At 63.2% G+C, this 23175-nt stretch carries 21 protein-coding genes and 1 pseudogene; 11 read left to right on the forward strand and 11 right to left on the reverse strand.

The annotated features are described in order from the left end of the window. A pseudogene (locus tag B7Z76_RS10090) lies at positions 1–99 on the forward strand (IS3 family transposase); the annotation flags it as partial. 107 nt (positions 100–206) lie between these two features. On the opposite strand, the gene B7Z76_RS10095 reads toward B7Z76_RS10090, so the two are convergent. Beyond that, a complete protein-coding gene (locus tag B7Z76_RS10095; RefSeq protein ID WP_291343704.1) occupies positions 207–1850 on the reverse strand; it encodes an IS1634 family transposase in 1644 nt (547 codons plus the stop codon). A 189-nt stretch (positions 1851–2039) separates the two neighbouring features. After that, positions 2040–2803 (reverse strand): transposase gene (locus B7Z76_RS10100; protein ID WP_366925308.1). Its coding sequence is split into 2 segments (ribosomal slippage): positions 2040–2788 and positions 2788–2803, totalling 765 coding nucleotides; the frame shifts between segments, so codons are not numbered across the junction. Positions 2804–2962: 159 nt separating this feature from the next. On the opposite strand from B7Z76_RS10100, the gene B7Z76_RS10105 reads away from it, so the two are divergent. Then, positions 2963–3373, forward strand: coding sequence for a hypothetical protein (locus B7Z76_RS10105; protein WP_291343706.1), 411 nt, complete (start codon positions 2963–2965; stop codon positions 3371–3373). 57 nt (positions 3374–3430) lie between these two features. On the opposite strand, the gene B7Z76_RS10110 is transcribed toward B7Z76_RS10105, so the two are convergent. The 9 genes from B7Z76_RS10110 to B7Z76_RS10150 all read right to left on the reverse strand — a co-directional run bounded on the left by B7Z76_RS10110 (position 3431) and on the right by B7Z76_RS10150 (position 10914). Further along, positions 3431–3586, reverse strand: a complete 156-nt coding sequence (locus B7Z76_RS10110; RefSeq protein ID WP_291343708.1) for a hypothetical protein — start codon at positions 3584–3586, stop codon at positions 3431–3433. Continuing rightward, a complete protein-coding gene (locus B7Z76_RS10115; RefSeq protein ID WP_291343709.1) occupies positions 3573–4094 on the reverse strand; it encodes a PIN domain-containing protein in 522 nt (173 codons plus the stop codon). The genes B7Z76_RS10110 and B7Z76_RS10115 overlap by 14 nt, the downstream gene beginning before the upstream one ends. Beyond that, the gene (locus B7Z76_RS10120; protein ID WP_291343711.1) at positions 4087–4947 is read right to left on the reverse strand and encodes a hypothetical protein; all 861 of its coding nucleotides are present in this window, start codon (positions 4945–4947) and stop codon (positions 4087–4089) included. The genes B7Z76_RS10115 and B7Z76_RS10120 overlap by 8 nt, the downstream gene beginning before the upstream one ends. 43 nt (positions 4948–4990) lie before the next feature. After that, on the reverse strand, positions 4991–5911 hold the full coding sequence (locus tag B7Z76_RS10125; protein WP_291343713.1) for an IS1595 family transposase: 921 nt from the start codon (positions 5909–5911) through the stop codon (positions 4991–4993). A gap of 135 nt (positions 5912–6046) precedes the next feature. Continuing rightward, a complete protein-coding gene (locus B7Z76_RS10130) occupies positions 6047–6784 on the reverse strand; it encodes a hypothetical protein (protein WP_291343715.1) in 738 nt (245 codons plus the stop codon). A 46-nt stretch (positions 6785–6830) separates the two neighbouring features. After that, positions 6831–8492: a glycosyltransferase family 1 protein gene (locus tag B7Z76_RS10135; protein WP_291343717.1), complete on the reverse strand. Its 1662-nt coding sequence runs from the start codon at positions 8490–8492 to the stop codon at positions 6831–6833. A 91-nt stretch (positions 8493–8583) separates the two neighbouring features. Next, a complete protein-coding gene (locus B7Z76_RS10140; RefSeq protein WP_291343719.1) occupies positions 8584–9675 on the reverse strand; it encodes a glycosyltransferase in 1092 nt (363 codons plus the stop codon). Between the two features lie 92 nt (positions 9676–9767). After that, positions 9768–10472 (reverse strand): LrgB family protein, encoded by a 705-nt coding sequence (locus B7Z76_RS10145; RefSeq protein WP_291343720.1) that lies wholly within the window; start codon positions 10470–10472, stop codon positions 9768–9770. Then, complete coding sequence (locus B7Z76_RS10150) at positions 10465–10914, reverse strand: CidA/LrgA family protein (RefSeq protein ID WP_291343721.1); 450 nt, start codon at positions 10912–10914, stop codon at positions 10465–10467. Before B7Z76_RS10150 ends, B7Z76_RS10145 begins: the two co-directional genes overlap by 8 nt. A 102-nt stretch (positions 10915–11016) precedes the next feature. Between B7Z76_RS10150 and B7Z76_RS10155 the strand changes: the two genes are divergently transcribed. From B7Z76_RS10155 to ybeY, 9 genes are all read left to right on the forward strand, one after another. Continuing rightward, positions 11017–11946, forward strand: coding sequence for a LysR family transcriptional regulator (locus B7Z76_RS10155; RefSeq protein WP_291343723.1), 930 nt, complete (start codon positions 11017–11019; stop codon positions 11944–11946). 79 nt (positions 11947–12025) lie between these two features. Beyond that, complete coding sequence (locus tag B7Z76_RS10160; protein ID WP_236656502.1) at positions 12026–13393, forward strand: UDP-glucose/GDP-mannose dehydrogenase family protein; 1368 nt, start codon at positions 12026–12028, stop codon at positions 13391–13393. Next, on the forward strand, positions 13386–15131 hold the full coding sequence (locus B7Z76_RS10165) for a methyltransferase (protein WP_291343724.1): 1746 nt from the start codon (positions 13386–13388) through the stop codon (positions 15129–15131). The genes B7Z76_RS10160 and B7Z76_RS10165 overlap by 8 nt, the downstream gene beginning before the upstream one ends. Positions 15132–15154: 23 nt before the next feature. Further along, positions 15155–18295: a class I SAM-dependent methyltransferase gene (locus B7Z76_RS10170; protein ID WP_291343726.1), complete on the forward strand. Its 3141-nt coding sequence runs from the start codon at positions 15155–15157 to the stop codon at positions 18293–18295. After that, positions 18292–19338, forward strand: coding sequence for a rhamnan synthesis F family protein (locus B7Z76_RS10175; RefSeq protein ID WP_291343727.1), 1047 nt, complete (start codon positions 18292–18294; stop codon positions 19336–19338). Before B7Z76_RS10170 ends, B7Z76_RS10175 begins: the two co-directional genes overlap by 4 nt. Before the next feature lie 93 nt (positions 19339–19431). Continuing rightward, entirely contained in the window at positions 19432–20202 is a 771-nt protein-coding gene (locus B7Z76_RS10180; protein ID WP_236656242.1) for a 1-acyl-sn-glycerol-3-phosphate acyltransferase, read from the forward strand. A 140-nt stretch (positions 20203–20342) separates the two neighbouring features. Continuing rightward, a complete protein-coding gene (gene miaB, locus B7Z76_RS10185; protein WP_291343728.1) occupies positions 20343–21695 on the forward strand; it encodes a tRNA (N6-isopentenyl adenosine(37)-C2)-methylthiotransferase MiaB in 1353 nt (450 codons plus the stop codon). Then, positions 21692–22693 (forward strand): PhoH family protein, encoded by a 1002-nt coding sequence (locus tag B7Z76_RS10190; RefSeq protein WP_291343729.1) that lies wholly within the window; start codon positions 21692–21694, stop codon positions 22691–22693. The genes miaB and B7Z76_RS10190 overlap by 4 nt, the downstream gene beginning before the upstream one ends. Next, positions 22690–23142 (forward strand): rRNA maturation RNase YbeY, encoded by a 453-nt coding sequence (gene ybeY, locus B7Z76_RS10195; protein WP_291343731.1) that lies wholly within the window; start codon positions 22690–22692, stop codon positions 23140–23142. Before B7Z76_RS10190 ends, ybeY begins: the two co-directional genes overlap by 4 nt. Positions 23143–23175 lie beyond the last annotated feature (33 nt).

Here is a 23175-nt window from a genome sequence, read left to right on the forward strand (position 1 = left end):
GAACGCGCCCGGCGGGATGAGGCGCTCGAGGCGGATATCCGGCGCGTGTTCGCGGAGAATTTCGAGGTCTACGGTGCGCGCAAGGTCTGGCGGCAGTTGGACAGTTGGTTTTATAAAGTCATTTTATATCAATATCTTATTTGCCCGCTTGCGGGTGTTACCACTACATTTTCGGAGTGTTGGGTCGGCGGTGCGTGGCCGCGGCTTCAGTCTGCGGCGTGTTCGCTGATGTTGTGGGGCAGCGCGATGCCGGCGGCCTTGAAGACATTGCCGACCTGGCCGGTGACGTGGGTCCTCGTGGTGATGACCTTACCGCCCTTTTCGATGGTTGCCTGCTGGAGCCTGTCGAGATCGTTCAGCAACGGCTGCCATTCGGGCTGGAAGCCCCTGGCGCCACAAAGGCGGTTCAGTTCCTTGGCGAGGGTCAGGGCCAGGAAGGAGCAGAACACATGGCCGCGGATCGCGGCATCGGCCTGGTGAAAGGCCGGCCTTGTGTCGAAGCTGGCCTTGGCGGCACGGAACAGGGCCTCGACCTCGAGCAGGTCGCGGTAACGGATCACGGCCTGCAACGGCGTGACCCTTGCATTGGTCCTGAGCACGCTGACGCCATCGAAGCGGGCCTCCTCGGCCAGCTTGCTGGTGTCGATCTCGAAGGCGTTGCCGCGGCTCCTGAGATAACGTCGGTAGGCCGAGTTGCCGACCAGTGCCTTGTCGCCCTTCTTCAGCTGGGCCTGCAGCCCGTCGATGATGGCCTGCCGGTCCTCCCTGTCCTTTCTCGCCTCGGCCTCATTGACCGTGACGATGTAGCGCTGGGCCGCCTTGCCCCTGCCCACGCGCAGTTCCTTCACCCACAGTTGGGTGTCGCCATGCTGGCGATCGAGCACGAGCGGGACCATCGCGGCCTTGTCGTTCAGCACGACGTCGCGGATCACCCGGCTGGAGCGCTCGCGGGCGCCGAGGATGTATTCCATCCCCAGCGCTTCCAGTGCCGCGATGGTATCGGCACTGATCATGCCGCGGTCGGCGACCACGCAGGCGCGGGTGATGCCGAAGCGCTCGCGCAGGCGCGTGACCACCGGCATCAGGATCTTCACGTCGGCGGTGTTGCCCGGCACCATCTCGGTGCAGATCGGCCGCCCTTCGGCATCGATCACCAGGGCCAGGATCATCTGCGCGAGGTCGGGGCGGTAGTCCTTCGAATGGCCACGCCGGCCCAGCGTCTCGCCGCCCTCGCCGTAGAAGGAGAGAGAGGTCGTATCCATGAACACCAGGCTCAGATCGGTGAACAGGTCGCGCCGGCGTTCGAAGAGTTGCTCCTCGATCACGTCCTTGACGCACCGCGGTGCGAGGGCGCCAGCTTGCCTGTCGCCGAGTTCCTCGCCGAGCCAGGCCATCGCGCGACAGAAGTGGTGCAGCGCCAGATCCTCCACGCCATCGATGGCGTAGCTCTGCATCCAGTCGACACAGGAGCGGTCGGAGCCTGAGACGAACAGCCGGTGCAGTGTGGCGACGAAGACGGCGCGCTCGACGGCAAAGCCAAACTGGCGGCCCTCGAGAAGATTGTTCAGGACCGCGCCGATCCCGAGCCGGTCCCAGAGGCGGCCGAACAGCAGCGGACCGCCGATCCTGTGGGCGGCGATCCGGCCGGCATCGATATCGGAGAGGATGATGGAACGTTCGGCGTGCCGCGCGATCGAGGCGACGAGCCTGTCGAGTTCGCCGGACGCGGCGAGGACATCCTTGCGGCCAAGGGATTTGATCGTGCGCTGGCGAACAGATTTGCCCTCGCGGACACTCTCGACGAGGTAGAGATAGCTGTGACCGCGGGCGACTCTCTCGACGACGAACATACAGGTGTTGTTACGCCAACTCTGCCGTCGATTGAACCAAAAACTGCCACTCAGCCGAAAATGTTGTTACTACACATTTTCCGCGCACAAACGCCACGCATTATAAATCAATGACTTGCAGCCAACCGTTCCCCATCCGTTCTCATACCACCGTCCAACTCGGGTCAGAGTCCATTTCGAATCGGACAGTCAAAGAGCGAGGCGCCTCAGCAAGAACACGCTGGAGGCGGCGTAGAGGAAGGCCTCGACACTCTCGATGGTGGCTTCGAAATACTTTGCCAGCCGCCTGTTGCGATTGATCCAGGCGAAGAACCTTTCGACCACCCAGCGTCGAGCGATGACGGCGAAGCCGACCTGGTTGTCGGCCTTGCGCACCACCTTGATGCGGATTGGGCTGGCATTCGCGACCCGAGTGCCGGCATAGCCGCCATCTGCGTAGCCCAGCGCCACGAACGGCCAACTCGCACGCGACACACGGAGCAGCGGCACAGCCCCGTCACGATCCTGAATGGCCGCCGAATGTGCCTGCAGCTTGAGCGCCCGGCCGTCTGTATCGACCATGGCGTGCCGCTTGCGCCCCTTGATCTTCTTGATCTTCTTGCCCGCATTGTATCCCCGGGGGCCGCCACTCTCTGTCGTCTTGATGCTCTGACTGTCGATCACGGCCGCCGTCGGACTGGCCTCCCGACCCGCCCTCTCGCGGTCGCGGCGATAGGCCGTGGGCCATGACGGAAAATCCTTCGGCAGCAGGCTCCAGGCAATACCGCCTCGCAGGACGTAGAAGATCGCGTTGACAATCTCGCGCATCTCCCAGCTCTCCCACTTCCGATGCCGGCCGCATCGGCTCGGCGCGGGCAGGAACGGCGACAGCAGCAGCCATTCCGCGTCGGTCACGTCACTTCCATAGCGTAGCCCCGTGCGGCTATGCTGCGCGCGGGGGTTGGCGTCCACATGGTGTCTCCGGCAAGGCTTCGAACACCTGCCCGGAATCACATCCGGCACAACCATCCAACCCCTCATCAAAAGGGGATATGGTAGTTGCCAAACCCACCACAAGATTTTGTGAGGTGGAAGATACGTCATTTTTGTTGCCCCATCGACATGCGTAACGGATGATGCCTTCCGCAAGCGGATGGGAGGAAGATGTGCAAAAACAAATCGGAATAGGCATTCAAGTTTCTCACGATGGTCAGAAAGTAAATATTTCTATAACGGAGGGAAATCAGCCTTTAGCTCACGCAATTTTAGAAATACCGGAATTAGAACAATTGATCGAAGGGCTTTCTGTTGCACGCAGTAAAATGGCAGACCCGGTTCCCAATGAAATTGAACCGTCTGGAATTACTAAAGCCATTGACGATCCAATTTGGCGTACACGTTTACCTAAGAATGCTCCCAACCCGGGCGTGCTTCTCCTGCTCCGCCACCCCGGACTCGGATGGTTATCTGCTTTTTTTCCGCAGCACGAGGCAGCCAATCTAGGTCAATCTCTTGTTCAGTTGTCGAGTGCGCAGCCGCAATAGAAAATTGCGCATTGTTTGAATTGCACATTTATTTCTCCAAACATGAAAAACCCCGGATCAGTCCGGGGTTTTTTCGGTTTCGGCTTTTGAAGTCGGCTTCGATTTGTGTTTCACAAGTTTTCCAAGTTTCTCGTCGAAGCGCGCTTCATCTTCATCGCACCCTAGGTTGCGGGCGGCTTCTTTGAAGCGGTCGATTTGATCATCCGGCTTCATTGTTGTTTTCTTCGAAGAGTGGGCCAAGCGGCGCTCCTTTGGTTGGCTTGCATATCTTCAAGGGCGATCCATCTGCCCCGACAATCTGGCCATCCAGATCGAGAAGCTTTCCATCAAACGAATGGAGCTCTGACGCCTTAGCGCGCTGCGCCGATGCGAGATGCACGGTATCTGCTGGCTTCAAGGTAACGACGCCGGAAGTTTTCATAGACTGCGCACGGCGCCCGATAGATAAATCAACAGGAACTATTAGGATATAGCTACGCTCAAAGAATGCTGGTAAATTATCTATTGGGCTAGTAACTACTTCCGGGCTCTTGCAGACTTCAGCCAATGTAAATGCCGAAGTGACAATCTCGATTTTTCCTTTGCGGGCCGCGTCAAGAACATTTAGGCACATACTGTAGCGATTTTCTATGGTGCCATCTTTTAGTTTAATATCTTTTTCTTCTGCAATATATGCAATCCACGCACATGCGTCCCAATATATTCTTTGAATTTTAGCCATCGTTTCGAATAGCCTCCAAATATTCGGAAGCCTCAAGTCCTTTGGTAAAACCGGGATCGACTATATTCTGATGGTCAGGTAGCTCTTCGTCTGGTGGAAATACATGCACACCCTCCACTTCGACGCCGCCAAATTCTTCATAGTCCTTGTAGGAGATGAGGCCGTGTACAGAAACCCTCATACCCTTTAGGACTTCCATAATCTCGTAATGACCGATCCGGTCTAGCGCGCCCCGATGGGCCACGCACTTTACCACTTGGCCATCCAATCGAGCGCGCAACCAAACCACGGGCCGACCATAGCCGTCTAATTCAACTCTGGTAATCGTCCCTTCCACGGAACCAATTTCGCGATGGGGCACGGCGCCTTGGGGCCTCGCACTTAGGATTGCGCGACTAGCGTTGGCGGCGAAGCTTCTCGTGATATCTACCGTGAGGGATTGGTCATAGCCAGACACATCTATAGAAGTATCAGCCAATCCGTTTGTAACTCTATCAAATATTCGCTCAATACGACTTACCAAATTATCAGAAAAGTGAGCCGGGCGCTCGCCTGTTTTTGCTATTTCCTTTACGCCCCTAGTAGTAGACATGATCACTTGTGCAGCACGCCGATCAATGTTCATGGCATGCTCTCTAGGAAACGGCGTAATTTCGAAAGAAAGGGGAGAGTTCTTGCTGGCATCCGTAACTCGCCAGATGATTTCTCGTTTCCCCCCTGTGGAAATCGACTCTTCAACACCGCACAGAATTGCGACAAAGTCCTGAATTTGAGCAAGCAGGTCCTCTACCGTCGGCGCATCTTCGCCGTCGATTTCAGTCCCGCGTACTGTGATCTTAATCGGGCTTGCCAAAATCTGCGCCTCCGGCGCAGATTCTACGCCCTGATCCGATGGACTACAACGACCAATGAGTTGACCTATAGGTCAGCCGCTTGCCGATGATACCGCTGAGTGCATTTTCCGTCCGCTGCGCATCGTCCACACCCAACCGAATGCGGTTGTTGTAACGGAAATCGAACTCCGCCACATACCGATGCAGATGCTTCTCAGCGCAATGCTGGTAGATGCCCTTCATGCCGCGCTTGAACACGCTGTAGTAGCCTTCCACCGTGTTGGTGTGAGTCTCTCCCACAACATATTCGCCGGAACCGTGGCGGGTGAAGCCATGCGCCGCAAAGTGCTTGGCAAGATGCGTATACTGGCCGGCCTCGTCCGTCATCACTCGCGTCCCCGGCTGCACATTCGCCTTGATAATCGGCAGCAGGTCACTCGCCTTTGTGCCGTCCACATGGAAGGAGCGAGCAGAACCGCCGCGCTGCACCAGCGTCAGAACTGCATGCTTGTGAGCATAGCCGCGAGCGTTTTTCGGCTTTTCGCCTTTCTTGCCGATGTATGTCTCATCGATCTCCACAACGGCGCCGTCGCCACCCATCGGCGGCAAGTTACCGTTGATCATCGCTTCACGAAGGCGGTGCGACATGAACCAAGCAGTCTTGACCGTGACGCCAAGAACGCGGGCAAGCTGGTTGCTGCTGATGCCCTTTTTGCTGGCGCACATCAGATAAGCCGCCTGAAGCCACATGTGCAGCTTGATGTGGCTGGACTCGAAGACGGTGCCAACCGTCACGCGAGACTGCTTGCGGCAGGCGTAGCACTTGTAGAGGCCCGGACGCGTAGCCTTACCCTGAAGGCGCCGCATCCGATCCATAGAACCACAGTGCGGGCAAACCGGACCATGCGGCCAAACGATGCTTTCAAGCTTTTCGTAAGCCGCTTCTTCGTCCTGAAAGAAAGTCTGGTTAAGCACGCTCGCCATGATCGGTCTCCGATGATTAAGCACGCTCGCCATGATCGGTCTCCGATGATGGCTTCACACTATATCATGGGTGTGGGTTTGGCAAGTATAATATCCCCCATCAAAAACGTTCCCGTTCCATTTCGAAATGGTCTCTCATAAAAATCGAAAATTTCCTAAAAAAAGATCCGGAATCTCGGGTTTATTGGGGTAATCGATAACCGTTGGAAATATTTCTGTGCTTGGCAGAAATTCATATGACCGCCGGCGCACAAGCGTGATTTCGAGAACATCAGGTACAGGTATACCAAGAACATTGTGCATCGGGCGATAGTTATTGCCATGAACATGAATCGCGATATGAGTCTGACGCAGATGACGGAACACTGCGGCGGCCATCTCCGCGAAAATTGGACGTGTCAGTTGACCTAAATTATGAAACTCAATGCAGATTTGGTTAAAATGGGCGAGGTCTTCCGGTGTCATTAGCGGAATAGCACCCCATTCAGAGCCTTCGATATCCATCTTGAGGATGAGGTCTTCCCTCCGCCGCAGGTTATGAGTTTCCAGAACCTCGGTGACTGACTGAAATCCTTCCCGCGACGGTAGCCGATCACTAATACCGATCCGGTGAAATCGGAATCGCTCGTGTGAGATCGGTGGGCCAGTTATTGTGTGATCGTATTGAAGAACGTCATACCCACGTTCAGCGAGGGCAAGATCAAAGCTGACGTTGTCACCCACTCCAAGCGAGAGACAAATGCCCGCCGGAGCTAGGTGGTCAAGCACGACATAGCCCCCATCACCTTCATCCCCAAGCCTGATCTTGCTACGGCCAACCACGGCCGACGGCGTCAAAAGTGACAAGATCAGTCGAATTTCGATCGGACTCATGCATCAACGCCCTTTTGGCTTAAGAAAACAATTTAACGAAACCAGTTCATGCAGTCGCAGAATTATATTTTGCGGTGGCCGCCGTGTTCGCTACAGCCTCGCTGCCGAGCGACCGGATCTTGGCCATGTGAATCTCGACCATCCCAACGGATATATTGGTGTGTTGGCTGCCGGTAACTCTAATTTCGATATCGTTACGCGCGGTATCGAGATGGAACGGAATTCGTGCAAGGACACCATTCTTTTCCTGAACCGACGCAGTAATGCGGGCGCGGCCTAGCAACTTCTCTCCACTGCAGCAGAAAATCAGCGCCTCTACGCCTCCGGTGCCGTCCACCTCCATTTCGCCAAGAATGATGACCTCAAATGCTCCAGCAGACAGCGACCCAAACCGCCCGGCGACAAGCGGCTCAGCGCGCCGATTACCGACGATACGCGTTCCAACGCGAACCCCACCGCCGCCATCGAGGCGCGGATCAGACCCCCAGAAGCGAGCGATAAGCCCACTCTCCGGCTGAGGCCGCCAGATATCATGCCATTGCCCGTGAAGGACGCAGTCGAGCATCTTGCGCACACTTTCAGACCAGGTGAGCCAAGGCATCCGCTCCGGACGTGGCTCGTCCCCCGCCGCACGACAGTCAATCCATGAGCAGATCGCGGCGGCAAGACTCTCGGCGTCATCGCCGGAAAAATAAGCAGCGTGCTCACCCGCAACCTCTCGGAATACTGGCAGGTCGCGCGCCAGAATTGGCAATCCCCGCATCGCTGCCTCGATCAGTGGCAATCCGAACCCTTCATTCAGGCTTGCTGCAATCAAGCAATTACAATTTTGGTACGCCGCTTCCAGATCATCATCTCCTGCACAATCGAACCACAGGAGGCGTCGGCCCACCTCGGCATGCCCGCGCAGGCGCTGCGCCAGCGCCTCTGTCTTCCATCCTGGCTTGCCGATGATCACGAGACGGGCATCAAGACCGGCTGCCCAGAGGCGTTCGAATGCGTCAAGAGTCTGCGCGTGGCCTTTGCGCGGCTCGATTGTGCCAACCATCAGGAATGATGGAATGCTGTCAGTCGTCCACTCATGGAATACGATGTCCGCGCCGCGGCTCCTACTCGATAGCGGGGTGCCCAGATCAGCGCCGAGATGTGCCCAGCCGAGTTTCACCTCATGTGTTAGAGGTCCGCCGAACAGAGTTAACCATTCGCGAAGATCGTTCATTACTGAGCGAGAGATCGCGAGCAGCCCGTCAGCACGCGCAATGGTCTCAAGCCATCGCGCATGATGGTAGCTGACAGCGGGAAAAGTCGATTCCGGCATGATCAGCGGCAGTAGATCATAAACCGTGAAGACGACGCGAACGCCATCTCGCTGCCAAGACACGAACTGATCGCGCTGTTGCGGAACGATCTGAGCCTGCCAATCGAGCCCCCAGAAAACATCGCCCGCCGCCACGTCCACCGGGTCGTCACAGGGCGCCCCTGATCGATAGCCGAGAAACCCGGTAGTAAAGCGCCGCGCGTAGAGGTAGCCGTGCGATGTACCGGCATAGACCGGCTCAACCCGGTACCCCTCCGGCTCGTTGGACAGCAGTTCGACCAAAACACTGCGTACTACTCGCGGAATACCAGTCTTCTTGTCGAAACGGACGAGTTCGGAAACATCGACGAGCAACTGCCGCGGCCGGATCTTGCCGGCTTCCGGCTTCATACTCCTGCCGCCGGTTGCGGCCCGTCGTCCGCTTGCATCCAAACCCGCGAGCAGCGGCGACAGAGCGAACGCACACATGTCAGCGCCGGTATCAGTGCTCGACGGCGGACAAAAGTGAGTCGGCAAGCGACGCGAAGTCGACCTTCCGGCCTGATCGCAGTGCTTGCTCCCTCATTTTCCCGCGGTCAACGCCGTTCAACTCCATCGCTTCGATCATCACACGCAGCAGATCCTCTGTATCGCCGGCGTGGTAGACAAGGACATCCTTGCCTGGCCTGACCACGTCTAGAAGCGCAGGCAGACTTGGCACTATGGCTGGCCGGCCAAATCCCAGAGCCAGCGAGAGAGCACCTGAAGTCAGGACATTCAGGTAGGGCAGCACTGCAAAATCCGCTGCACGTAAGACGTATTGCACCACAGCATCGTCGATAAAGCGTGGGATCAGTCGAATGCCGAATTCTGGTTCCAGGAATCTTTGCTCGAAATAGCTACCTATACGCCCGGCCATAACCAGACGCGCGTCGGGATACAGCGCATTCAGGGCAATGAAACTTTCATATAGGCCGCCGATGTCTCTATCGCCCCGATTGGCCCCGATAAAGGCGAATACCGTTTCCGCCGGACCAAATCCAAAGTAGCGGCGCGCGGCAGCATCAGTGATGTCATCCGGATAGGCGGGCACGATATCCGGATGCGGTACCATCACGATCCGTTCCTCCGGCGCGCCAAGACTGAGCGCCAAGTCAACCCCGGTGAGACAGTGCACATGCAGGACATCGGCAAGCCTCGCGAGACCGCGCCGCAGAGCCAGCGAAAGCGAAGGAAAGCGATCCTCGTGCGGAGCAGCATTATGCATTGTCCATACCAAAAGCCCACCGCGCATACGCAACACGGCAAGCCGGTCAAGACTGTCCGCGATAACCGCCGCAGCTTCGGCCTCACTGCCTGCATCGGCATAAAGCGCGTCTTCCCAGTGGAGATGGAACACGGTCCGATGCTTTGCGGCAGCATCGACAGCCATACCAATTGTCCCGGGAGAAACCTCTACCCGTCCCGACAAGGCATCTGCCAGAAGGGTCTGATACGGCATGCTTCCCCGATAGTCGGGGAAAAAAAGCCAGACATCAACACAATTCTTGGAGTTGACGGACCGGACCGCAGTCGAGGCATGAACATCGCTCATGCCTTACCGTACCCGTATTTCCCTGATATTTCGTTAATTCCGTGCAGGACGCGCGCAGATATGAACTTGCCAGCCTATATCGCCGCGCCCACTCAGACCACCCCGAGTGCCACGAGCGCTGGAACCACAAGGGCGGTCGCCAGCGCCGTCAGGCCGACACCGAGCGCAGCGTAGGCGCCAGCTTCCGGATCACGCGCGACTGCCTCGGCGGCCCCGATCCCGCTGCCTGCCACACCCGCAGCAAGGCCGAAGGCTCGATGATCCTCGATTCCGAACCAACCCAACAGCGGACGCGCTGCAATCGCAACAATCACTCCGCCGGCGATCGCAAACACCGCCGCAAGCGAAGGGGAGGCACCGATCTCTTGCGCAACCACCATCGCGATCGGCGTTGTTGCCGCTTTTGGCGCCATTGCCAAACCTAACACACTGGTTCCACCTAAAACTTTCAAAACCAGCGGGCCAGAAATTGCCGCGGTCAGTGCGCCGGAGGTGAGAGAGACGAAAATTGCCGCACTATCGCGTATGATCGCGCTCAAATTACGCGCGAGTGGCACACCGAGCGCGACCGTCGCGGGTCCGAGCAGCCAGGCCAATGGCTCCGATCCGCGTGCATAGGTCGGATAAGGCACACGCCCAGCTGCCAACCCGGCCATTATGACTAAGATCGTCAAAAGAGTTGGGTTCAGCGCCGGGTGTTCCACCCGACGCGTCATCCATAGCGCCGCCTCAAAAATCAGCATAGTGGCGGCGGTAAACCCAAATTCGGGCAACATACCGTGAAGCACCTCACTCATGGCCGCAGACCACCTGCAACACGGCGCGTCGCGAACGGGCCTGCAACCCAAGCACCAGCTGCATTGTCAGCCCCGTCACCACGAGTGCGAGCAGCGAGGAGACGATCAGAGCCGTCACTACCGCTGGCCAAGCCCCCCGCAGCGGGCCGAAGCTGGTCATCACCCCCACGCCTGCAGGCACGAAGAACAGCGCATAGCGGCGCATTAGCAGCGTTCCCGCCTCACTAGCTGCCACCGCAACTCGCCCGCGATGCGCCGTGAGCAACGCCGCCAGAACCACCATGCCCATCAGCGCTCCCGGCAACCGCACCGGCAGCAGCGGCGCGAGGGCGCCGCCCACCTCAAGGCAAGCTAACATGACGAGAAACCCGAATATGAGGCGACCCGCCCGCCGCGCAGCAGGCACCAGCCCTTCCGTTCGAACCTCAGCAATCCGGCGCATCTCTCTCTCCTCATCACCCAATCCTATTTGCGCCTATCGTTGCCCATGCTGTAGAAGCAGAAATCACAATTCATTTTTGCGCTGTGAGCACAAGCAAGCCGAATGGACGAACTCGCCCGACTCCGCGCCTTCGTTCGTGCCGCCGAACTTGGCAGCTTCTCCGGCGCCGCACGCGAGGCCCGACTGCCGCCGTCTTCGGTTTCACGCGCCATTGCCTCTCTTGAAGGCGAACTCGGCGCTGCGTTGTTCAACCGCTCCACCCGCAAGCTGCATCTCACCGAGGTAGGTTTCGCCTTTCTCGAACGCGCCCGCCGTGTGCTTGCCGAACTCGACGAAGCCCGCGCCGTCGCCGCCGATCTCAACGCCCGGCCACAGGGCCTGCTGCGCCTCAACGTGCCATCCGCCTTCGGCCGGTTGCATGTCATGCCGTTTCTGCCGGGCTTCGCAGCTGCCTGGCCCGACATCCGCATCGACCTCACCCTTAGCGATACGGTGGTCGACATCATCGAATCGGGTACGGATCTCGCCATCCGCATCGGCGCGCTGGAGGAAAGCCGGCTGATCGCCCGCAAGCTCGCGCCGCACCGCCGGGTGCTCTGCGCCTCCCCCGCCCTGCTCGCCCGGTACGATCGGATCGGCAGTCCCGACGATCTCGTCCGCCTGCCGCATCTCCTCTTCGCCTTGCAACCACACAACCGCTGGCTGCTGACCGACCCGGCGGGACAACGGCACGACATACCGCTCACCGGCCGTATTCGCCTGAATGACACTGAAGCCCTGCTCGCCGCGGCCCGGGCGGGGCTTGGGGCGGCCCTGCTACCGGGCTGGATCGCCGGTACCGCGTTGCGCACGGGCGAACTGGTCCGCCTGCTGCCCGATCATCAGGCGATGTTCTGGCCTGGCGAGCGCTTCATCTGGGCGGTTTATCCACCCAAGCGGGTGGTCCCACCCAAGGTGCGTGCTTTCATCGACGGTTTTGCTGCCCATCTCGGCACGCCGCCCTATTGGGAACGCGACGCCAGAACGACCTGAACCACCTGCCGGCACCTATTGCTTCGCGCTCTCATGGTTGCCAGAACAACCATCAGGGCTGTCAGGAGAGCTGAACGTGTTGAAAATCGCGATCATTGGCGGCGGTTATGTCGGTCTGGTTTCGGCGGCCTGTTTCGCCGAATTCGGTGTGAGCGTGATGGTCGCGGAAACCGATCCAGGACGGCTCGGCCGGCTGCATCGCGGCGAGATCCCGATCTATGAACCTGGGCTCGATCCGCTGGTGGCGCGCAACCGCGCCGCTGGCCGGCTTGGATTCACCGGCAATATCGAAGAGGCTATCGCGGGGGCCGAGGCTGTTTTCATCGCGGTGGGCACACCCGCCCGTCGCGGCGGCGGCCATGCCGACCTGTCTTATGTGTTCGCAGCTACCGAGCAGGTATTGGCGGCACTCGACCATTCAACCGTATTGGTCACCAAATCCACCGTCCCGGTTGGCACCGGCCGCCGACTTGCCGCCCTCGCTGCCGCCCGCCGCCCCGACCTCTCGATCGACGTCGCCTCGAATCCCGAATTCCTGCGCGAGGGCAGCGCGATCGGTGATTTCATGCGGCCGGACCGCGTTGTCGTCGGCGCCGAGACCGAGCGCGCCCGCGAGGTGCTGCGCGCGCTCTACCGCCCGCTGAACCTGATCGAGACGCCAATCCTGATCACCACCCTCGAGACCGCCGAACTCATCAAATACGCCGCCAACGCCTTCCTTGCGATGAAGGTTACCTTCATCAACGAGATGGCCGATCTGTGCGAGGCAGTAGGGGCGGATGTGCACGGGGTTGCCCGCGGCATGGGGCTCGACCGGCGGATCGGCGCCAAATTCCTTCATCCCGGCCCCGGCTTCGGCGGCTCCTGCTTCCCGAAGGACACGCTGGCCCTCGCCCGCATCGCGCAGGACGCCCGCGCCCCCTCCCGGCTGACCGAAGCGGTGGTGGCGGTGAACGAGGCACGCAAGGCCGGCCTCGGACGGCGCATCCTGGATGCCGCCGGTGGCTCGGTGCGCGGCATGCGCATTGCCGTGCTCGGCCTGGCCTTCAAGCCCGAAACCGACGATATGCGGGACTCGCCCGCCATTCCCACAATCGAAGCACTGGCAGATGACGGCGGCGAAATCATCGCCTATGATCCGGCAGCGATGGATGCGGCGAAAGCGCTGCTGCCAGACTGTGTAAGCTACGCCGAAACCGCCACTACGGCGATCGACGGCGCCGCGATCCTGGTTGTGCTGACCGAGTGGAACGAATTCCGTGCCCTCTCGCCAGAGTGGCTGGCTGCGCGGATGCAGGGACGACTGATTGTCGACCTGCGAAATATTTTTGACCCGGAGGCAATTCGTGCCGCCGGCTTTGTTTATCACGGCGTGGGCCGTGGCGGCGTTTCACATTTTGCCGCCGGTCCGGAATTTGAGCAGGACAGGGAGTATTTTGATGAGTGAATTAATTGCCGCGGCCCCTGCCGCAGGCGCGCAGCCGGAAATCGCAATGGCTGGCGCCTATCCGGATTTTGCAAACCCCGAGTTGCTTGCTGCCATCCCCCTCGATGCGCGAACCGTGATCGATGTCGGCTGCAGTGGCGGCGCGCTCGGCGCCGCCTATTTGCGGCTCAACCCACGTGCCCGCGTCCTCGGTGTCGATGCCGACGCAACAGCACTCGAACTGGCCCGGACACGGCTGACCGAGGTTGCTCTCTGCGACATTGAGACGGATGATTTTCCTTTCGACCTGTCCGGTGGCGTCGACGTCCTGGTCTATGGCGACGTGCTCGAACACATGGCCGATCCCTGGGCGGTGCTATCCCGGCATCTCCGCCACCTGAACCCAGGTGGATCGGTGATCGTCTGCTTTCCCAATGTGGAGCACTGGAGCATCGTCTATCGCCTGTTCACCGGCCAATTCGACTACGATCATCACGGCCTGCTCGATCGCACCCATCTGCGCTTCTTCACCGCCCGCAGCATGCGGGCCCTGCTCGAACAGGTAGGGCTGACCCCGTGCGATGTCCGCTCCCGCCCGAGCGACCAGGGGCCGGCATCCCGCTTCGTCGAGGCCATCACCCCCGCCCTCGCAGCTCTCGGCATTGCCCCGTCCGAATATCTCGACCGCGCCACACCTGTGCAGTTCATCTGGCGGGCCAGCCGCAACCCGCGCGAGCGCCTCGTGGTGATCTCCACAATGCTGCCGCCGCAAGGCGGGGTCTCCGATGTACGAGTGCTTGAACCGGCCGCAGCCCTTGCGTCCGATCCCACCGTTTTCAGTGCGGTGCGGGAAGAGGCCGAGATCGCCCGCGTCATCGACGGCTCACCGCACATCGCCGTGCTGCATCGCCCGCTCCTGGTGGGCGATGCCGGCCGCGCCCGCGTCCGCGCGCTGATCGATCGCGGCTTCCTCGTTGTTACCGAGTTCGACGATCACCCTGATTTCCTTGCTGCCCGCGGCATCGACGTGAATGACCTGCTCACATTCACCGGTGTCCACGCGATCCAGACCAGCACCGAACCTCTCGCGACCACCCTGTCCGCATGGAATTCCGAGATCGCGGTCTTTCCCAACGCGATCCGCGACCTTGAGCCGCCCGCAAATTTCGCCAACCCCGACCGCCTGACCATGTTTTTCGGCGCGCTCAACCGCGAAGAGGACTGGGCGCCGTTTATCCCGGTGCTCAACGAAGTGCTGCGCGCCGTGGGCCCCCGCCTGCACATACACGTCATGCACGACCGCGGTTTCTTCGATGCCCTGGAAACACCGCATAAGGACTTCGTGCCGATCTCCGACTACGTAACCTACCGCAAGCACCTCTCCGGTTGCGAGATCAGCTTCATGCCGCTGGCAGACACGACGTTCAACCGCGGCAAGTCCGATCTCAAATTCATCGAAGCAGCCGCCGCCCGCGTGATTCCCCTCGCCAGCACGGTAGTCTACGGCGCCTCGCTTCGTGATGGCGAAACCGGCCTGCTCTTTACCTCGCCGGACCATCTGCGCATGCAGCTCCTCCGTCTGCTCGCCTATCCCGAGGCCGCCCGCCGTCTGGCTGACGCCGCCCGCGCCGAGATCGCCGCCAACCGCATGCTGGCCTACCAGGTACGCGCGCGGACCGACTGGTATCGCTCCCTCTGGGCCCGTCGCGAGGAACTCGACGCAGCACTCCGCGCCCGCGTTCCTGCCCTTTTCATGTAACGAAGAGACGCCAACTCCCGGCCATGACGACCACCCCGCTCCAACCCGCCACCGCCCCGGCAATCCGCGTCCACTGGCCGGATGCGCCGGCGGCGCCGCAGGATCTCGTCTGCCCGAATTGCGGCGCCGAAGGCCCCAAGCCCCGCCTGCTCGACGTCGCCTGGACTGCGCCCAAGCTGCCTCGCGGCGACCGCAAGCCGGTATTCGCCTGCCCCGCCTGCACCGCCCGCTTCTATCCGCCACTGCGCGTGCCCAATTATGGCGACCCCGACGTGATGGACTGGGGCTGGCACCAGTTTCACATCCAGCACGGCGCCGGCCTCGTTGCCATCACCCGCCTGCTCGGCCGTATCGCCCGCCCTGCCGGCACGCGCTGCCTCGAAATAGGCTGCGGCTACGGTTTCGGCCTCGACTTCGCCCGCCACGCGATGGGCTGGACCTGCCTCGGCATCGACCCGTCGCCAATGGCCCATGTCGGCGCCGCCGATCTCGGTCTCGACATCATCGACGGCTATTTCCCCGACGCACTGCCCGATGCCAAGCCCTGGGACGTCATCGCCGCGACCGAGGTGATCGAACACGTCCAGTGTCCCGCCGCGCTGATCGCCGAGCTGCGGGCCCGTCTGGCACCGGACGGCATTCTGTTGCTCACCACCCCCGACGGCGCGGCGATCGACCGTGCGACACCGGAAACCGATCTCGCCCAGCTGCTCGCCCCCGGCATCCACATGGTCTTCCAGACCGAGGCGAGCCTGCGCCGCCTGCTCGAAGCTGCCGGCTTCGCCAATGTCCGTGTCGCCCGCGAGGGGCTCACCCTGGTCGCCTATGCCGGCGCCACCCGTGGCGCACTGGCCGAGGACGATGCCGCCCAGCGCCCCCGGTTTCGCGCCTGGCTCGCCGATCGTGCCCGCGCCCTCGATCCCGCCTCCGATCCCGGCCTCGGCTTCGCCGCCCGCGCCCTGTTCGAGGCAGCGATCGATCTCGACTGGCCGGCCGCCGCCGCCGCGCGCTCCCATCTATGGCCGGCCATCCGCGCCCGCTACGGCTTCGAGCCGGACACGCTGGAGACCATCCCGGCGGACTGGATGAGCTTGCCCCTTGCCCGGCTGAACGAGGTCATGCCGCTCAATCTCGGCATGATCCTGCACGCAGAGGCCAGCCGCCTGCGCGCTGATCGCGCCACGCGGCCGCGCGCCGGCGCCGTGTTCGCCCTTGCCGGCGATGCCGCCGCCGCCCTGCATGAAGCCCTCGCCCGCCTCACGCTAAATGATGCGCTGGCTACCCAGCTCGCCTTCCGCGCGGCCGCCGAAGCGGCGCTCGAAGCCGCCCGCGTCGCCGCCCCCGAAACCCCCGGCCGCTTCGCCGTCCTCGCGACCCGCGACGCGCCGGAGACCGAGCGGCGCGACGTGCTCTGGCGCGGCGTGATAGAACTGGTGAACGCCGGCGCGCCAGAGCGCGCCCGTGCGCTGATGCAGGAAGAGGGTCTCACCGAACCCACCTCTGACCTGCCAGCAGCAACAAGGCAGGACGCGCTGATTGTACTGGGACAACTCGCCCTCGGCCCGGGTGGCGACCCGCACCGCGCCATCGCTCTTGCCGATCGGCTCGGCGCCGACACGCCTTCCAGCCCCGGTGCGCCATTCCTTCTGGGTGCGATCGTCCGCCTGTCGAATGACGGTGAGGAAACCTCCCTCGTCCCGTTGCTGCACCGCGCCGCCCAACTCTGCGCGGGCCGCACCGACGCGCTCGGCACCGACGCCTCGAACGCGCTTGCCGGTGCCATCGAGCGCCATGCCGACCCGGTCGAGATTCCTCTGCTGCTCCGTCCGTTGCGGATTGACCCGAGACGCCGGGTCGAGGCGGTGCTCACCGCCTTCACCCGCCTCGTCGCCGCCGCCCGGCACGAAGAGGCGGTGGCGATGGCCGATGCCGAGAACATTGTCAGCCACGCGGTCGCCCGCGACGATGCAATCGGCCGCGACACCCGCCGCGCCCTCGCACTGCTCGACCTTGCCACCGGCGATCCCGCGGATATTCCGTCCCGGCTGTCCGGCCTCGCGCTCGATCACGCAACGCAGCGGGAAATGGTAATCGATGGCTTCTGCCGTCTGGTAAACAACGGCCGTTATGCCGACGCCGCTCGCTATGCCGAAACCTCTGGCGTGGAGACGCTGGCCGCCACCGGCGATCCGGCCGATCCGACCCGCATCGCCGCGGTAAGCGCCCTTGCCATTCTCGACCTCGTCACCGGCGATCCGGCCCACGCCCCAGCCCGCATCGCCGCGGTGCCGGTCTCACCCGAGCGCCGCCGCCAGATCACGCTCGGCGCCTTCGTGACACTGGTCAACCGCGCCCGCTACGACGAGGCCGTGACTATCGCCGAATCCGCCCCCGTCACCACCTGGGCCGCGATAGACGATGCCGACGGACATGATGCCGCGATCGCCCTGATCGCCCTCACCCTGGTCGCCGGCGATCCCGTCATGCTGCCCGCCCTGCTCGAAGGCCTGCCGCATCTCGATCACGCCGCAAGAGGCGATGCTCTGGTCCAGGGCGCGCTCCGCCTGCTGCATCTCAACCGGCCCGACGAGGCCAGCAGCCTGATCGCCCCAGTCGACGAAGCCGCCCTCGCCCCACCGGCCCGGATCGAACTGCTCGCCGCAAGGGCAGGCTGCGCCGCCGCCACGGGCGACATCGGCAATGTGATCCTCCTCCTAGAGCGGCTGGAAGCCGAAGGTGCGCCGGCAGACCGCATCGCCGGACTCGCGCTCGGCACCTTTACCCAGGCCGTGAATGCCGGAGATTTCGCGGCGGCATCCCTACTGCGCCGCCGCATCGAGCCCGCTTTCGCCGGTTTCACCCCGGCAACGAACGAGACGCTGCGCGGCGCTGGCTTCGCCCTCGGCCTGCTCGAACTTCAAGAGCCAGCCCGCCCGCATCGCGCCGAACTTGCCTTTGCCGCAGTCCGCCGCGGTTTCGCTGCCGATCTCGCTGCCGGAGAAGCAGCGCCACTGCTGTTCTGGGAGGCGCTGCGCGGCGAGATGATCGCCTTGCATCGCACCGGCCGCGCCGCCGAAGCCACGGCTCTGGGCCGGGCGATGCTGACGCGCTATGACGGCGCTCCCGACAGTCTCAGGACCGAACTGGCCGCACCCGCCCCATGAACACTGCCCAGCTTCTCCGCCTCACCTGGCGCGGCCTCCGCGACGCCTGGAACCTCGTCATCATGAGTGTCGCAGCCGTAATCGGCCGGCTGCGCAGCCCACACCAGGTCATTGCCCGCAAGCCCGATCGGGGCATCGAGCTTGGACCTCGTGTTGTTCTCTTCCTGCACTGGGACCGCGGCGGGCGCGTGCGCGAGGCACTGTTCGACTACATCGCCCAACTCGCTGCCTCCGGTCGGTCAGTGGTCTTCCTGACCAATGCCGGTGAGCTCGATCCTTCCGCCGAAGCGCGCCTGCTCGACATTTGCGCCGGCATTCTCGTGCGGCGAAACATCGGCTACGATTTTGGTGGCTGGCGCGACGCGATCGAGACGCTCGATCTCCCGCGTGCCGGGACCGAGGAGATCATCATCGCCAATGACAGCATTTTCGGTCCGATCCGCCCGATCGACTCGATGCTTCTCCGGCTGGACTACGACGAAGCCGATGTCTGGGGCCTCACCGAAAGCTGGCAGCGCCGCTACCACCTGCAGTCCTATTTCGTCGCCTTCGGCCCGCGCGCCCTCCGCAGCCCCGCCTTCCGCCGCTTCTGGTCGGGCGTGATCCCTGCGCCGTCGAAAGCCTATGTGATCGGCAAATACGAGGTCGGCCTGACCCAGGCGATGATTCGTGGCGGGCTGCGCGTCGCCGCACTCTGGCCCTATGAGGCGCTGACCCGGCAGATCACGCGCGATCAGCTCGCGCCCTATCTCGACATCGAGCCCGGCGGCCGCGCCGATCCGCATGACCTCACTCGCTGGCTGCACGTCCTCCGGCTGCGCGACGCCATCGCCCGCCGCCGCCCGCTGAACCCGACCTCGGACCTCTGGCGCCATCTGCTGCTGTCCGGCTATCCGTTCATCAAGCGCGAGTTGCTGCGCGACAACCCCACGAGGGTCGAAGATATCGGCGACTGGGCCGATCTGCTGCGCGATGAACTCGGCGCCGACCCGGCCCCCATCCTCGCTGACCTGCGCATGATGCTGCGCGGCGACGCGCCATGATCGCGCGCGCAACACCGCAAGGCTGCGCGCCATGATCGCGCGCGCCACACCGCAAGGCGGCGCGCCATGTTGAAAAAACTTTCCGGAGCGCGAATGTACGCCCGGCTCGTCGCCGTGCTGGCCTGGACAATGGCACTCCTGCCGGTCCAGCTCCTGCTGATCCGTCAACCGGGCCGGGCCAAGCAGGCTCTGCCGCTGCGCTACTGGGGCGGCGTCGCCCGCATCCTCGGCCTCGAACTCCAGGTCATCGGCCGGCTCGCCGAAACCGAGAGCCGTCCTGTCCTGTTTGTCTCGAACCACACATCATGGCTCGACATCGTTGCGCTGGGCGCGGTGCTACCGGCCTGTTTCATCGCCAAGGCGGATGTCGGGCGCTGGCCCGGCATCAGCGCCGTCGCCCGTGCCGGCCGCACCATCTTCGTCAGCCGCGCGCGCTCGGGCGCCGGGCGCGAGCGCACCGAACTCGCCGAACGCCTCGCCGCCGGCGACAGCCTGATTCTCTTCCCCGAGGGCACCACGTCCGACGGCGCACGGGTGCTGCCCTTCCGCTCCAGCTTCCTCGCACTTGCCGAAACCGACCCGTCGCCGCTGATCCAGCCCGTCACCATCGTCTACGACCGGATGGATTCGCTGCCCGTCTGCCGCCGCAACCGCCCGCGCATCGCCTGGTATGGCGATATGGAGATCGCCTCGCACTACGCCGAACTCGGCCGGCACGATTGGCGCGCGACCATCGTGCTTGACGACCCGATCGAGCTGGACGGCGGCCGCAAGGCGCTGACCGCGACCCTCGAACGACAGATCGCGGCCCGCGCCGCCGCAATCCGCCAGGGTCGCTTCCCGGGCCCCTTCACGAAAGCATAACTCGAAATCGCTTGACAGCGCCGCCCTCCGATCTGCGATAGTTACGATCATGGAATCGGGAGTGATCTCATTCTTTCGCGCTTGACCCGACCGGCATACCGGCACATCCACAGGGCAAACCTTTGCCCGGATGAACTGGAATGACCGAGACCGCCTCCCGCCGCACGCTGCACATCACCACCTGGGGCTGCCAGATGAACGTCTACGACAGTGGACGCATGGCCGACGTCCTGCGCCCACTCGGCTACCAGCAGGTCGCAACGCAGGATGCGGACATGGTGATCCTCAACACCTGCCACATCCGCGAGCGTGCCTCGGAAAAACTGTTCTCCGAGCTCGGCCGCCTGCGCGCGCTCAAGGAATCCCGCGGCGGCGCGATGATGATCGCCGTCGCCGGCTGCGTCGCCCAGGCCGAAGGTGCGGAAATCATCGCCCGCGCTCCGCATGTCGATCTCGTGGTCGGCTCGCAGGCCTATCACCGCCTGCCCGAGCTGATCGCCGAGATCGAGGCCAAGCGCCGCGCCGTGATCGATACCGACTTCCCCGCCGCGCAGAAATTCGACCTGCTGCCCGAGGACCAGGCAAGCCAGGGCCCGATCGCCTTCCTCGCCATCCAGGAAGGCTGCGACAAGTTCTGCACCTTCTGCGTCGTCCCCTACACGCGCGGCGCCGAGGCCAGCCGACCGGCCGCCGCCATCCTTGCAGAGGCCCGTCGCCTCGTCGCCGGCGGGGCGCGCGAGATCGCCCTGCTCGGCCAAAACGTCAATGCCTGGCACGGCGAGGCGCCGGACGGCTCCACCTGGAACCTCGCCCGCCTGCTCGCCGAACTCGCCGACATCGACGGCCTCGCCCGGCTGCGCTATACCACCTCCCACCCGCGCGACATGGACGCCGCGCTGATCGCCGCCCATCGCGACAATCCGAAACTCATGCCCTTCCTGCACCTGCCCGTGCAATCCGGCTCGGATGCCGTTCTCGCGCGCATGAACCGCCGCCACGATGCCGACCTTTTCCGCCGCATCGCCGGCGAGCTGCGCGCGGCCCGGCCGGACATCGCGCTGTCGTCCGATTTCATTGTCGGCTTCCCCGGCGAGACCGATGCCGATTTCGCCGCGACGATGCGGCTCGTCCGCGAGACCGGTTTTGCCCTGGCCTACAGCTTCAAATATTCCCGCCGCCCCGGCACGCCCGCCGCCGACGCCGCCGACCAGATCGACGAGGCGGTGAAGGATGCCCGCCTGCAGGAACTCCAGGCCGTGCTGCGCGACCAGCAGCACGCCTTCAACCGCGCGCAGGTCGGCCGCAGCTTCGAGGTCCTCTTCACCGGCCCCGGCCGCCATCCCGGCCAGTCCGCCGGCCGCTCGCCCTACCTGCAACCCGTCGTGGTCAACGATGCCGACATCGCGCCGGGGACTCTCCACACGGTGAAAATCGTGCAGTCCAACCCCAATTCTCTTATGGCCAGTCTCATACAGGAGCAGATCGCCGCTTGAGCCAGATCGTCACATCCCAGCCGCCAAGGCTGTCCCGCACCCTCACCTTCAACGACAACGGGTTGCTCTCCATCCTGCTCGGCGATCACGACCGCAACCTCGCCCGTCTTGAAAAGCGCCTGCATGTCCGGCTCGCCTGCCGCGGCAACCGGGTGTCGATCTCGGGCGAACCCGACCAGGTTGCCGCCGCCGAAACCGCGCTTTCGGCACTCTACGATCGTCTCGCCCGTGGCGAGCAGATCTCCGGCGCCGAGGTCGATGCCGCCGCCCGCCTGGTCGATCCCACCGCCGAGCCCCGGCTGCCGCTGTCAGACCTGCCGGCCATCCGCACCCGCAAGGGCGTCGTCGGCCCGCGCAGCCCCGGCCAGGCCGCCTATATCGAGGAGCTTTCCCGTCACGAGATGGTCTTCGGCATCGGACCCGCCGGCACCGGCAAGACCTATCTAGCCGTCGCCCAGGCCGTTGCCATGCTCACCTCCGGCCGCGTCGACCGCATCGTTCTCTCCCGCCCAGCGGTCGAGGCCGGCGAACGCCTCGGCTTCCTCCCCGGCGACATGAAGGAGAAGGTCGATCCCTATCTCCGTCCGCTCTACGACGCGCTGCAGGACATGATGCCCGGCGAGGTCATGGCCCGCCGCATGGCCGCCGGCGAGATCGAGATCGCCCCGCTCGCCTTCATGCGCGGCCGCACCCTTGCCCATGCCTTCGTCATCCTCGACGAGGCGCAGAACACCACCCCGGCGCAGATGAAGATGTTCCTCACCCGCATGGGTGAGGGCACCCGGATGGTTATCACCGGCGACCTCTCGCAGATCGACCTGCCGCCAGGCAGCCGCTCGGGCCTTGCCGACGCGCTGGAGACGCTGGAAGGCGTGTCCGGCATTGGCGTCACCCGCTTCAATGCCGGCGATGTGGTACGCCACCCGCTCGTCGCCCGCATCGTCGAGGCCTACGACCACCGTTCGGAGGCGCAGCGCGAGCGCGCGCGGGATCTGTGAACGAGCCTCCAAGTAGCCCCCCCCGCGGCGCCGCGCTGCGGGGGCTCATCCACATTGCCGAGCCCCGCTGGCGCCGCTTCGTGCCGGACGCCGAGCGCGTGGTCGCGCGCGCGCTTGAAGCTGCCGGCGCCGCCTGCCCGGTCATCCTCGCCGATAACCGCACGGTGAAGGCGCTGAACGCGCGCGACCGCGGCCGCAACAAGGCGACCAACGTCCTCACCTACGAGATGCCGCCGGAGATCATCCTTGCCCTCGGCGTCGTCCTGCGCGAGGCCCGCGCTGCACGCCGCCGCCCGGCACACCATCTCGCCCATCTCGTTGTCCACGGCGCTCTCCACCTCGCCGGCGAGGATCACCACGAAGCCGGCGAGGCCCGCCGCATGGAACGCCTCGAAGCTCGCCTGCTGTACCGCCTCGGCGTACCCAACCCCTGGAAATATGCGTCATGACAGCGCGCAGGGCTGGCGGGGCGGCTGCGCGCC

The organism is Acidiphilium sp. 20-67-58 (genome assembly GCF_002255515.1).
GTDB lineage: Bacteria > Pseudomonadota > Alphaproteobacteria > Acetobacterales > Acetobacteraceae > Acidiphilium.